We start from the raw sequence: 11,872 nt of genomic DNA, 5'->3' as shown, positions 1-11,872 counted from the left end.
GGAACCAGCCACAACTGCAAAAAGGGCAGGGGAGGATAGTATGGAAACGGCCGTTATTGGCGGTGGATGCTTCTGGTGCCTTGAGGCTGTATATCGGGGCATGCGCGGTATTCACACCATCATGCCCGGTTACGCGGGCGGGCATGTCGACCACCCGAGCTACAAGCAGGTCTGCACGGGCGAGACCGGCCATGCGGAAGTCATCGCCCTGACATGGGACCCGGCCGTTCTCAGCTACGAGGATATTCTGCGTGTCTTTTTCGTGATGCACGATCCCACAACGCTCAACCGGCAGGGGGCCGATATCGGCACGCAATACCGTTCGGTCATTTTTTACACGACAGAGCAGCAACACCAGACTGCGCTAGCGGTAAAAGCCGACATCACGCATGCAAAACTGTGGCCACGTCCCCCCGTAACCGAAATAACGGCCCTGCCGGTATTCTGGCCTGCTGACGAATCCCACCATGATTATTACGCCCGCCATCCCGGTGCAGGCTACTGTCAGGTTGTCATCAGCCCCAAGGTTGCAAAAGTTCGCGCCGAATTCTCCCGGTATTTCGACTGAACACAAGTTCAGCCGAATAGTCAGGATATTGCAATAAACGTGCCCCCGGCGCGGGTGTGCAGACGGCCCCACGTACCCCGAAAGAGCAAAAATTTCGGTGTAGTTTCAGGGAGGCATCTTTGAAAAATGGGTCAAGGCGCTGGAACCACGGCTTTACTCGGGGGTGGCGTCTTCCAGAAAGAAACGGTCGCCATCTTCATCATAATCGAACAGTTCGGCAAAACGCGCCCAGCCAATAATGGTCTGCAAGGTCTGCTGCGCATAATCGGGCGACATGGAAGCTTCAAGTTCTTCGCGAAAGCGCTCGGCGCGCACATTGCGGTTCGCACGTTCATCCAGCGCCGCACAGATCATTTTCACCAGCGAGACATGATGGAGCAGCGCATGCCGCATCATGGCCTTGCGTTCGTCCAGATCGCTGAGAACGAAATGAACCCCGTCATCCGTCAGAAGGATGTCACCATCCTCGAGTTCGGCCAGGCCCAGCAGTTCGAGCGATTCCCCAAGCGGAAATAAATCGTCCAGCGCAAGCTGCAATTTTTCCGCCAGTACAGGCAGATCGGCCCGCCCGTTCAGCGGGGGCGCGGCCAGGGATTCCATCATGCCAATCAGCATGGTGATGGAAACCGGAACAAGCGCCCGAAAAGCAGGCGCTACGGCTGCACCGTTCAGGACATTGTTAACCAAAGTCGCCTCAGACACGATGGGCGCGCGCTGTGTCATAAGCGCATAGATGTGGTCCACCAGTTGGCGGAACGCCTGATCCTCCCGATTGCGGGGGTGGGGGAATGGCACCGACAGCACATGCGCGATCCGCCCCGGGTTGGAAGAGGCAATGACGATGCGGTCGCACATCAGCACCGCTTCCTCGATATTGTGGGTCACGATCAGCATGCTCTGGACCGGCAGTTTTTTCTCGGACCATAGCTCGATCAGGTCTGTGCGCAGGTTTTCCGCCGTCAGGACATCCAGTGCGGAAAACGGCTCATCCATCAGCAGCAGCGCAGGTTTGACCACAAGAGCCCGCGCCAGCCCCACACGCTGCTGCATGCCGCCGGAAAGCTCCTTGGGCCAGGCGTTCTCATACCCGCCAAGCCCGATCAGATCGATGGCGTCTTCCACCAGCACATCACGTTCGGCTGCGGGAACGCCCCGCGCGTCCAGTCCCAGTGCCACGTTTTCTTCAACCGTCATCCACGGGAAAAGTGCGAAGGACTGGAACACAACGGCAATATCCTGCGCGGGGCCGTGCAAAGGCTGGCCTTTCCACAGGACATCGCCCGAGGTCGGCGGTAGCAGCCCCGCCATGATCCGCAGCAAGGTGGACTTGCCCGACCCCGACCGCCCCAGAAGCCCGACAATTTCCCCCGCATGAAGCGAAAGATTGACATCATCGAGCACCTGCACGTCGGCCGCACTGTCCTTATGGTAAAACTGCCGGATATGCCGTGCTTCCGCCAGCACGGTGCCTTGTGGCAGGATGGAACCGGAATAGGATGAAAGCGCCATGACAGGTCAGCTCAGTTTGAGGCGGCGAGCCGCGTAGTCAGAAAAAGGTCGCCAGAACAGCATGTTCAGGAGCATGACAAACACGCACATGGTCGCTGTTCCCAGGCCAACCTCGCTCATATCGCCTTTTTGCGTGGCCTGGGCAATATAAGCTCCAAGGCCGTGGGCCGTCAGGGTCGTGCTGCCCCATTCCGCCATTTCCGAGGCAATTGCTGCGTTCCAGGCGCCACCGCTGGCCGCAATGGCCCCCACCAGATAATACGGCATGATCCCCGGCAGCAGTACACGACGCCACCAGAACCACCCCGTGACATTGAGATCCCGGCAGACCTCAAGCAGTTCGACAGGAAAAGACGAGGTTCCGGCAATGACGTTGAACAGAATATACCACTGCGCGCCAAGGATCATCAGCGGGGTCAGCCAGATATCTGGCGCGAGATGGAAGTGGACAATGCCCACCACAAATACCGGAAAAAACAGGTTGGCGGGAAAAGCCGCGCAATACTGCGCTGCCAGTTGGGCCGCCCGCGCACGGGCCGGATTCAACCCGAACCAAACACCCAGCGGCACCCAGATCAGCGACGCCAGCACCAGCATGCTGATAACCCGCAGCAGGGTAAAACCGCCGAGCGTAAACACATGCCCTATCTGCTCCAGCGTATATGTTTCACGCCCGTAAACCCAGACCTGATAAAGGGCGAGCAGAAAGACCGCGCCCATCGTAACCCGCCATATCCATTCACCCCGCCCACCTTGCGATGCAGCCTGCCTTGCTACCGACCCGTTCCTTGAGCCCAGAGGCAGATAGCTTATTTTACGCAAACCAAGCAGCAGTATACCGCCAAGGGCACTGAGCAGACGGGTGCGGCGCAGCAGTCGCAGGAACCAGGGCTCGGCAACCTGCACACCCCCTGCACCCGTACCGAGCCGAAAGCGCGCGGCCCAGGCAGCAAGGGGGCGGAACAGGACCTGATCATAGATGAGGATAACCGCCATCATGGCGACAATTGCCGCTGCCACAGCCGCTATGTTCTTCTGCTCGATCGCCACCCCGACATAGGAGCCTACACCGGGCAGCACCACATCGGTGTTCCCCACCGTAATACTCTCGGAATAGACAACCATGAACCACCCGCCGGCCATTGAGATCATGGCATTCCACACCAGCGATGGAACGGCACATGGCACGTCCAGACGCCAGAATTTCTGCCACGATGTCAGCCCGAAGCACCGAGCCGTTTCCTCGAGATCAGCAGGGACAGAGCGCAGGCTCTGGTACATGCCCAGCGTCATGTTCCAGGCCTGGCTGGTAAAAATGGTGAAAATGGCAGCCAGTTCGCCCCCAAGCGCCCGGCCGGGGAACAAACCCAGGAAAAACGTGACTGTAAAAGTCAGGAACCCCAGTATGGGAACAGATTGCAGGACATCGAGCAGCGGCAACAGCAGTTGTCTGGCCCGGCGGCTGCGTGCGGCAAGCGTCGCATAGCAAAAGGTAAAAACAAGCGACAGGGCAAGGGCTGCGAACATGCGCAGGGTCGTACGTAACGCATATCCCGGCAGATAGCGAAACTGAAGATGCACGGGGGTTGCCGCAACCGGGACCAGTGGCCCCAGCATATGCCGCACAGCAGTACCCACACCTATGGCCAGGGCGGCCAGACAGACAAGAAGAAGACCATCCACCCGGTTGAGATAGCGCTGGGTGGCGGATGAAAGCAGGTTCGGCTGTGATGAAAAACCTAGCTGCCGATAGGTCATGACACGCGGGTTCCCGTGCTGCCGAACCCGCCGGCACCCCGGGCGGTGTCGTCCAGCGTGTCGCATTCCTCCCACGTGGCGCGAAACACGGGCGCCAGAACGCCCTGAGCGACCCGCATGCCCCGTTCGATCACGAACGGTTCGGCTCCTGCGTTCATGATGATAATACCGAGTTCCCCCCGGTAATCCTCATCGATCGTGCCGGGCGCGTTAGGCAGCACGATCCCGTGCTTGAGAGCCAGCCCCGAGCGTGGCCTGACCTGTAGTTCGTAGCCTGCGGGCAGGGCGATTCGTAACCCGGTAGGAACCAGCGCCCGCGCGCCGGGTTCAAGCACCAGAGGCGCGTCTATGGCCGCCAGCAGGTCCATTCCGGCCGCACCCTGCGTCGCATAGGAGGGCAACGGCAGGTCCAGCGCATGGGGCAGGCGCTGGACTTTCAGCACCAGCGCAGTCGCGGGCAGGGTGTGTTCAGTCATGCGTTCCTCCATTCGACGGGACAGGTTTTCCCGCATCATCTGTGCCCGCCCCCTGTGCCAGCAGGGCCGCGACACGCCGGGCCAGTTCTGCGGCCAGGGCGGTCTTGTTCATTTCGGGCCAGGTCTCGACACCATCCTGCGTTATCAGCAGCACCTGGTTGGTGTCCCCACCCATATGCCCAGTGCCTGGGCTGACATCGTTGGCGATCATCCAGTCACATCCCTTGCGCCGCCATTTGGCCTGTGCGTGCTCCCGCACATCCTGTGTCTCGGCAGCAAACCCGATAACCAGACGTGGCCGCAGGGGCGACGGTTCGGAAAGTTCGGCCAGAATATCCGGGTTGGGCACCAGCGCGAGCGGGGGCGGCAGGGATGTCCTGTCTTTTTTCTTGATCTTCTGCCCGGCAATATGTTCGGGCCGCCAATCCGCTACCGCTGCGGCACAGATCGCCACATCCACCGGCAGCGCGGCCATGGCTGAAGCGCGCATGTCATGGGCCGTCTCGCAGCCGATAACGTTCACCCCCGCAGGCGGACGCAGGTCCACAGGCCCGCTGACGAGCGTGACCTGTGCCCCGAGTTCGGCGCAGGCTTCAGCAATCGCATAGCCCTGCTTGCCCGACGACCGGTTGGCCAGATAACGCACAGGGTCTATTGGCTCGTGCGTCGGGCCTGCGGTCACCAGCACCCTGACCCCGGCCAGAGGTCCGTCTACCTGCCGGGCGCGCTGAAAAAACGCCTGCACGGCATCCGCGATGTCGGCTGGCTCGGGCAGGCGGCCGGGTCCGTATTCCCCGCATGCCATGTCACCCGTGACAGGGGGAAGCACCTCCACACCACGGGCGCGCAGCGTCGCCACATTCTGCCGTGTCGCGGCATGCTCCCACATTCTGACGTTCATGGCAGGTACGGCCATGACGGGTGCATCGGTCGCCAGAAGCAGCGTGCTGGCCAGGTCATCGGCCAGGCCTGCCGCCATGCGGGCCAGCAGATTGGCCGAAGCAGGACATACCAGCACCAGATCCGCCCAGCGTGAGAGCGCGATATGGCCCATCTCCTGCTCTTCCGTCAGGGAAAAAAGGTCTGTGGCCACGGGCGCCCCGGTCAGGGCCTGCAAGGTCAGCGGCGTTACGAACTGGCTGCCGCCACGGGTCAGCACACAGCGAACGCGCATATCCCGGGCAAGCAGCAGGCGGATCAGTTCAGGGGCCTTATAAGCGGCAATGCTCCCGCTTACGACCAGGAGAACCGAACGGGCAGAACCGGTCCGCGACATGCCCGCTCAGAGACGCCAGCCGGAATGGATGGCCGCTATCCCGCCAGAAAGGGACTGATAACGCACATGGGACAGACCGGCCTCGCGGAACATGTCGGCCAGGGTTTCCTGATCGGGGAACATGCGAATGCTTTCCGCCAGATACTGATAGCTTTCCTTGTCCTTGGCTACGAGCCCCCCCATGGCCGGCAGCACCTTGAACGACCACGCATCGTAGATGGGGGCGAGTGCGGCCACCTGAACGCGCGAGAATTCAAGGCACAGAAAACGGCCACCCGGCTTGAGCACACGCCGCGCCTCCCGGATGACGGCCAGCTTGTCGGTGCAGTTACGCAGCCCGAATGCAATGGAAACCCGGTCCATGGACATGTCACGCACGGGAATGGTCTCGGCGTCCACGACGCAGAAGGACAGGTCAGAGACAAGCCCCTGGTTGATGGCGCGGTCCCGCCCGACGGAAAGCATGCTGGCGTTGATATCGGTCATGATGGCAGGACCGCCGCCAGCCTTGAGCCAGCCGAAGGTGATATCGCCCGTGCCGCCGGCCAGGTCGAGCAGGGACAGGCCCGGCTGCGGCCCGAGTTCGGTCACGAATATGCGTTTCCAGACCCGATGCACGCCAAGCGACATGATATCGTTCATCACGTCGTACTTGCCGGCCACGCTGTCGAAGACAGCCCGGACGAGGTTTTTCTTCTCTTCCTTCCTGACGGAACGGAAGCCGAAATCCGTCTGATCCGCAGTCACGTCGGAAGAAACGGGGGAGGGCGCAAAGCTGTTGTCGGTCATGGGTTTCCTCTATACCCTGCTTTGCAGCCATGCCGGAACTCCCCGAAGTCGAAACGGTTATGCGCGGCATGCTCGCTGCCCTGCAAAATCGCACCATTCGTGAAGCCCTCGTCCGCCGTCACGACCTGCGGTGGCGGATTCCCGCCGATTTTTCGCAGCAGGTGACAGGGCGGCGTATCGAAAGCTTTCGCAGGCGGGGCAAATATATTCTTGTCCGCCTGTCCGGGCAGCGCACCATTATCCTGCATCTGGGCATGTCGGGACGGATCGCGCTCGATTCTCCGCATATCACCCCACCACACGAACATGTGGTCCTGACCATGGATGACGGCAGCCGCTGCGCCTATATCGACCCGCGCCGTTTTGGCATGCTCACGGTCATTCCCACGGAGGAGGAAGACCGCTTCGCACTTCTGGCGGGCATGGGCCCGGAACCGCTGGGTACCGACTTCACGCCCCAGACCCTGCTGAATGCCTTCAAGGACAGGCGTTCCCCCATCAAGACCGCGTTGCTGGACCAGAAAGTGGTGGCCGGGCTGGGAAACATCTATGTCTCCGAAGCGCTGTACCGCGCACGCGTGCATCCGCAGATGCACGCCGCCCAACTGACACCGCCAAAGGCACGCCTGCTTGCAAATGCCATTCGCGCCGTGCTGGAGGACGCCATCGCGGCTGGTGGATCGAGCTTGAAAGACTACGTGCGACCGGGCGGCGAACTCGGCTATTTTCAGCATGCCTGGCAGGTTTACAACAGAAAGGGCCAGCCCTGCCCACAATGCCCCGGACCGCCGCAATGCCACGGCGTGGAGCAGATCACGCAGGCGGGCCGTTCAAGCTTTTTCTGCCCGCGGCAGCAGAAAAACCGGTGAAAACTGGCTCCTGGGCGTCGAACACGCTTGACGGGGTGCACCCGCCTGCATTACACGACCGCTTACTCTTTGTGGCCGACCAATCGGCCCCTTTTTTCTTTAAGTGCTGGACAGAATAGAAACCCATGGCGAACATCGCTTCGGCGCGTAAGCGCATCCGGCAGACCGCGAAGCGGACTGCCCGTAACACGGCTCGCAAATCCCGCATGCGTACCTTCATCAAGAAGGTCGAGACGGCTATCGCCGCTGGCGACCAGGAAGCCGCCCGCGAAGCACTGCGCGTCGCCCAGCCGGAAATTCAGCGCGCTGCCACCAAGGGCGTTGTGCATCACAACACCGTGGCCCGCAAGATTTCCCGCCTGTCCGCCCGCGTCAAGGCGCTGGCGACCGCCTGAGGACACCTTTTTCCTGCCATTACAGCAGGTTTGGTGACCAGATTACGAACAAAGCCGAATCATCTGAACGATGATTCGGCTTTGTTTTTTGCAGGGCAGCTTTCCACAGGGGTGAATGAAAGCAGCTTGTACCGGCCGAGTTTTTCGTTGCTCCCGACTTGGGCGCTGCATTACTCTGGCCGGATGACCTTGCGCACACCCGTGTCAGGCCGGCTGGCGTCTTTGCATGTTTTGCAGTGAACGACATTCACGGTTGCTGCCAGACAGCCGCGCCGCGACTGGTGTGCTGCACTCATGAATTTTGCGTAGGCCATTACGCAGTTTGACCGCTCGGGAGCGAAAATGACAATCGGAGTGGACGATGACGAAAGCGCCGTTTCCAGGCTGGAAAACGATAAGGGGCTTGAGGAATCGTGGCTGCGGATCTGCGCGCGCCTGAAGGATGAGGTGGGTGAGGTCGAATACCGCACCTGGCTGACCAAGATCGCCCTGGGACCGATCGACGGTGATGAAATCACTCTGCTGCTGCCCACCCGCTTTCTGCGCGACTGGGTGCGCAGCCAGTACGGCGACCGGCTGAGCGACCTGTGGCACCATGAAATTCCCACCCTGCGCCGTGTGGAACTTCAGGTCTCCCGCCCGGGCGATCCGGCTCCCATCCCGCTGGAACAGGCCGTCCAGTCCGCGAGCACCACTGAAGATGCCCCCCCGAGCCCACGCGCCCAGGCACCCGACGCACGGAACGATCTTGTAACCGCGCTGGACAGCCGCTTTACGTTCGATACTTTCGTGGTCGGCAAGCCCAACGAATTCGCATATGCCTGCGCCCGCCGCGTGGCTGAAAAGCCCTCCAGCGCCGGGTTCAACCCCCTGTTCCTGTATGGTGGGGTGGGTCTGGGCAAAACCCATCTCATGCATGCCATCGGGGCAGAACTGCTCAAGACCGGTCGTGTATCCGTGGCCTATATGTCGGCCGAGAAGTTCATGTACCGCTTCATCGCCGCGATCCGCTCCCAGTCCACCATCGAGTTCAAGGAACAGCTCCGTTCCGTTGACGTGCTGATGATCGACGACCTGCAGTTCCTGATCGGCAAGGACAACACGCAGGAAGAATTTTTCCATACATTCAACGCGCTGGTGGATGCCGGGCGGCAGATCGTGGTGTCAGCCGACAAATCCCCCTCGGACCTGTCTGGGCTGGAAGATCGGCTGCGCACCCGGCTTGGCTGCGGCATGGTGGCGGATATTCACGCCACGACCTTCGAGTTGCGTATTTCCATTCTTGAATCCAAGGCCGCAGCGTCCGGCGTTCTGGTTCCGACCAAGGTTCTGGAATTTCTCGCCCACAAGATCACAACCAATGTGCGTGAGCTTGAAGGCGCGCTCAACCGGCTGATCGCCCATGCCAACCTGTTCGGCCGCCCCGTCACGCTGGAAGCCACGCAGGAGGTTCTGCACGACATCCTCAAGGCGCATGACCGGCGTGTGACGATCGAGGAAATCCAGAAAAAAGTGGCCGAACACTGGAATATCCGGCTGACCGACATGTCATCCGCCCGCCGGGCGCGTAACGTGGCGCGGCCGCGCCAGGTGGCCATGTACCTGGCCAAGCAGTTGACCAGCCGCTCTCTCCCCGAAATCGGGCGCAAATTCGGTAATCGTGACCATACGACGGTCATGCACGCGGTCAATCGCGTGACAGAACTGATGGAACGCGACGCCGCTTTCGCGGAAGATGTCGAACTGCTGCGCCGCATGCTGGAAAGCTGAGAAAACCTGTCTCTCCAAAAGGATTGACTGATCATTGGCGCCTGTTACTTTTCAGGGAAATGATACGGGTCTGGCCGCCTGAAAAAAGCGGCCAGACCGTGCAGGGAACGAGGACTACATGAAATTTTCGGCGGAGCGCGCGACGCTGCTCAAGGCGTTGGCCCATATCCAGAGTGTCGCGGAAAAACGCAACACCATCCCCATCCTTGCCAACGTGCTTATCCAGGCAGCGGACGGGCAGCTCAGCCTGAAAGCCACGGACATGGAAATCGAGGTCGTGGAACATGTTCCCGCGACCGTCATCCAGGAAGGTGCCACCACCGCACCCGCATCAGTCCTGTATGAAATCGTACGCAAGCTGCCAGACGGTGTCAGCGTCGAACTGGACCAGTCCAGCGACGGCCCCCTGCACCTGCGCGCCGGGCGTTACGCCACCCGCCTGAACGTGCTGAACGTGGATGATTTTCCGTCTATGGGGGCAGGGGACTTTCCCCATAGTTTCACGCTCGGATCGGGTATCCTGCGCTCCCTGATCGATAAAACCCGCTTTGCGATCTCGACCGAAGAAACCCGCTATTACCTGAACGGCATTTACCTGCACGCCGCCGATGTGGATGGCGAGGCCCGCCTGCGCGCCGTCGCGACGGACGGCCACCGCCTTGCCCGTATGGAAACGGCTCTCCCGGCCGGGGCCTCCGGCATACCGGGCGTCATTATCCCGCGCAAGACCATCAACGAACTGCGCAAGCTGATAGACGAGGCGCCTGAGGAGGTTGCCATTGCCCTGTCCGAAACCCGTATCCAGTTCACGGCCGGGCCCGTTGTCCTGACATCCAAGCTGATCGACGGTACGTTCCCCGAATATGAGCGGGTCATTCCACGCGGCAACACGCGCATTCTGCGGGTAGGCAAGAAAGACTTTTCCGACGCCGTAGCCCGTGTGGCAGCGATCAGCCAGGAACGTTCCCGCCCGGTCAAGATCGCGCTTGAGCCCGGCCTGCTCACGCTTTCAGCCAGCAGCCCCGAACAGGGTGTTGCCAAGGAAGAACTGGACGACAACCGCGTATCCTACGATGCCGAAGCGCTGGAAATCGGCTTCCAGGCCCGCTACCTGAACGACATTACCGACCAGGTGGAAAAAGAAGTGGAATTCTGCTTCGCGGACAGCGCATCCCCCACCATCGTACGGGATGTGGACAGTCCTTCGGCGCTGTATGTCCTCATGCCCATGCGCGTGTGAACGGGACTGAGCCTGCCACCAGCACCCCCTTGCACCGGCCTGCCATGTCCGGTGCAAGGGGCGGTCTGGACTGACCATGCCACGCCTGCTCAAACTTACACTTTCGCATTTCCGCAATTACGGGCGCCTGACGTGGCAGCCTGAATCCTCCCTGCTCGTCCTGACCGGCGAAAACGGCAGCGGCAAGACCAATCTGCTCGAAGCGCTTTCGCTCCTTGCGCCGGGGCGTGGGCTGCGTTCCGCGCCGCTGGCGCAAATGGGCCAGAATGGCAGCCAGGACTGGGGCATTTCAGCCCATGTCCAGACAGGGCGCGGCACCGGGCAAGACACCGGTTACGACCGGCTTGAAATCGGCACCGGCATGCAGTCCGCGCCAAATGGCCCGCGTCGGGTTTTCCTGATCAATGGCAAGATCAGTCGCGGCTCCGGCAGCGGAGAAGAGACGATCAGCGCGGTCTGGATCACACCGCAGATGGACCGCCTGTTCAGCGAGAGCGCATCGGGGCGGCGGCGTTTTCTTGACAGGCTGGTCATGGCGGTCACGCCACAGCATGCGCGTGAACTCGCGGCCTATGACCGCGCCATGACACAGCGCAACCGGCTTTTGCAAACCCGCGCGTCGGAACATGTATGGCTGGGCGGGCTGGAGGCATCCATGGCCCGCCACGCCGTAGCAGTTACCGCGGCCCGCCACGATACGGTACGCCAGCTCAACCATTACGCCCAGCACGGGCTCGGGGCTTTTCCCGCCGTGCGGCTTGAACTGCACTGTGCGATAGCGGAGCATCTGGCTCGCGCCCCGGCGCTGGCGACCGAGGACTGGCTGCGCGAACAGTTCCAGCAGCGCCGGTTTGCCGACCGCGAAAAAGGGCGGGCAAGCCTTGGCAGCCATCGCAGCGACATGACACTGACCGACCCGCGCTCGGGCCAATCCGCCGAGATGGCCAGCACAGGACAGCAGAAATCGCTCCTGATGGGCACAATCCTTGCCCATGCCCGTCTTGTGGAGGACCACAGGGGGGCACCGCCCCTGATGCTGCTGGATGAACCGCTGGTGCATCTCGACGCGGCCCGCCGGACCTCCCTGCTGGAAATGCTTCAGGGGTTTGCCACAACCGTCATCCTGACCGGAACCGACACAGCCCCTTTTGCGCCATTACGCCACAAAGCGCTCTTCCGTACGCTCGGTCACGGGGCGTTTTTACCCGAGCAGGCATAAAAC

The 11,872-nt window shown here is 61.3% G+C and carries 11 protein-coding genes; 6 read left to right on the top strand and 5 right to left on the bottom strand.

All coding sequences use genetic code 11. The annotated features are described in order from the left end of the window. Positions 1 to 40: 40 nt before the first annotated feature. Positions 41 to 568 (top strand): peptide-methionine (S)-S-oxide reductase MsrA, encoded by a 528-nt coding sequence (gene msrA / locus ABF990_RS01430; protein WP_415490082.1) that lies wholly within the window; start codon positions 41 to 43, stop codon positions 566 to 568. Positions 569 to 721: 153 nt separating this feature from the next. On the opposite strand, the gene ABF990_RS01425 is transcribed toward msrA, so the two are convergent. The 5 genes from ABF990_RS01425 to ABF990_RS01405 are packed head-to-tail and all read right to left on the bottom strand — an operon-like array spanning position 722 to position 6,376. Next, positions 722 to 2,077 carry a nitrate/sulfonate/bicarbonate ABC transporter ATP-binding protein gene (locus tag ABF990_RS01425; RefSeq protein WP_415490081.1) on the bottom strand — a complete coding sequence of 452 codons (1,356 nt, stop codon included), beginning with the start codon at positions 2,075 to 2,077 and terminating at the stop codon, positions 722 to 724. Positions 2,078 to 2,083: 6 nt separating this feature from the next. Next, positions 2,084 to 3,835: an ABC transporter permease gene (locus ABF990_RS01420; protein ID WP_415490080.1), complete on the bottom strand. Its 1,752-nt coding sequence runs from the start codon at positions 3,833 to 3,835 to the stop codon at positions 2,084 to 2,086. Next, on the bottom strand, positions 3,832 to 4,311 hold the full coding sequence (dut, locus tag ABF990_RS01415) for a dUTP diphosphatase (RefSeq protein ID WP_415490079.1): 480 nt from the start codon (positions 4,309 to 4,311) through the stop codon (positions 3,832 to 3,834). Before dut ends, ABF990_RS01420 begins: the two co-directional genes overlap by 4 nt. Further along, on the bottom strand, positions 4,304 to 5,587 hold the full coding sequence (gene coaBC / locus ABF990_RS01410) for a bifunctional phosphopantothenoylcysteine decarboxylase/phosphopantothenate--cysteine ligase CoaBC (RefSeq protein ID WP_415490078.1): 1,284 nt from the start codon (positions 5,585 to 5,587) through the stop codon (positions 4,304 to 4,306). Before coaBC ends, dut begins: the two co-directional genes overlap by 8 nt. Positions 5,588 to 5,593: 6 nt before the next feature. Next, positions 5,594 to 6,376 (bottom strand): class I SAM-dependent methyltransferase, encoded by a 783-nt coding sequence (locus ABF990_RS01405; protein WP_415490077.1) that lies wholly within the window; start codon positions 6,374 to 6,376, stop codon positions 5,594 to 5,596. A 29-nt stretch (positions 6,377 to 6,405) separates the two neighbouring features. Between ABF990_RS01405 and mutM the strand changes: the two genes are divergently transcribed. From mutM to recF, 5 genes are all read left to right on the top strand, one after another. Next, the gene (gene mutM, locus ABF990_RS01400) at positions 6,406 to 7,245 is read left to right on the top strand and encodes a bifunctional DNA-formamidopyrimidine glycosylase/DNA-(apurinic or apyrimidinic site) lyase (protein WP_415490076.1); all 840 of its coding nucleotides are present in this window, start codon (positions 6,406 to 6,408) and stop codon (positions 7,243 to 7,245) included. Positions 7,246 to 7,370: 125 nt separating this feature from the next. Next, positions 7,371 to 7,640, top strand: coding sequence for a 30S ribosomal protein S20 (rpsT, locus tag ABF990_RS01395; RefSeq protein WP_415490075.1), 270 nt, complete (start codon positions 7,371 to 7,373; stop codon positions 7,638 to 7,640). Between the two features lie 342 nt (positions 7,641 to 7,982). Next, on the top strand, positions 7,983 to 9,410 hold the full coding sequence (gene dnaA / locus ABF990_RS01390) for a chromosomal replication initiator protein DnaA (RefSeq protein WP_415490074.1): 1,428 nt from the start codon (positions 7,983 to 7,985) through the stop codon (positions 9,408 to 9,410). A gap of 118 nt (positions 9,411 to 9,528) precedes the next feature. Then, positions 9,529 to 10,650 carry a DNA polymerase III subunit beta gene (dnaN, locus tag ABF990_RS01385; protein WP_415499860.1) on the top strand — a complete coding sequence of 374 codons (1,122 nt, stop codon included), beginning with the start codon at positions 9,529 to 9,531 and terminating at the stop codon, positions 10,648 to 10,650. A 76-nt stretch (positions 10,651 to 10,726) separates the two neighbouring features. After that, on the top strand, positions 10,727 to 11,869 hold the full coding sequence (gene recF / locus ABF990_RS01380) for a DNA replication/repair protein RecF (RefSeq protein ID WP_415490072.1): 1,143 nt from the start codon (positions 10,727 to 10,729) through the stop codon (positions 11,867 to 11,869). Positions 11,870 to 11,872 lie beyond the last annotated feature (3 nt).

This window comes from Acetobacter sp. (assembly GCF_047723915.1).
Lineage (GTDB): Bacteria > Pseudomonadota > Alphaproteobacteria > Acetobacterales > Acetobacteraceae > Acetobacter.
This window is presented reverse-complemented; position numbering and strand designations above follow the sequence as displayed.

Bases quoted from the DNA above. Each gene is read 5' to 3' on its own strand.
- msrA (WP_415490082.1), top strand. From the start codon at position 41: ATGGAAACGGCCGTTATTGGCGGTGGATGCTTCTGGTGCCTTGAGGCT.
- ABF990_RS01425 (WP_415490081.1), bottom strand. From the start codon at position 2,077: ATGGCGCTTTCATCCTATTCCGGTTCCATCCTGCCACAAGGCACCGTG.
- ABF990_RS01420 (WP_415490080.1), bottom strand. From the start codon at position 3,835: ATGACCTATCGGCAGCTAGGTTTTTCATCACAGCCGAACCTGCTTTCA.
- dut (WP_415490079.1), bottom strand. From the start codon at position 4,311: ATGACTGAACACACCCTGCCCGCGACTGCGCTGGTGCTGAAAGTCCAG.
- coaBC (WP_415490078.1), bottom strand. From the start codon at position 5,587: ATGTCGCGGACCGGTTCTGCCCGTTCGGTTCTCCTGGTCGTAAGCGGG.
- ABF990_RS01405 (WP_415490077.1), bottom strand. From the start codon at position 6,376: ATGACCGACAACAGCTTTGCGCCCTCCCCCGTTTCTTCCGACGTGACT.
- mutM (WP_415490076.1), top strand. From the start codon at position 6,406: ATGCCGGAACTCCCCGAAGTCGAAACGGTTATGCGCGGCATGCTCGCT.
- rpsT (WP_415490075.1), top strand. From the start codon at position 7,371: ATGGCGAACATCGCTTCGGCGCGTAAGCGCATCCGGCAGACCGCGAAG.
- dnaA (WP_415490074.1), top strand. From the start codon at position 7,983: ATGACAATCGGAGTGGACGATGACGAAAGCGCCGTTTCCAGGCTGGAA.
- dnaN (WP_415499860.1), top strand. From the start codon at position 9,529: ATGAAATTTTCGGCGGAGCGCGCGACGCTGCTCAAGGCGTTGGCCCAT.
- recF (WP_415490072.1), top strand. From the start codon at position 10,727: ATGCCACGCCTGCTCAAACTTACACTTTCGCATTTCCGCAATTACGGG.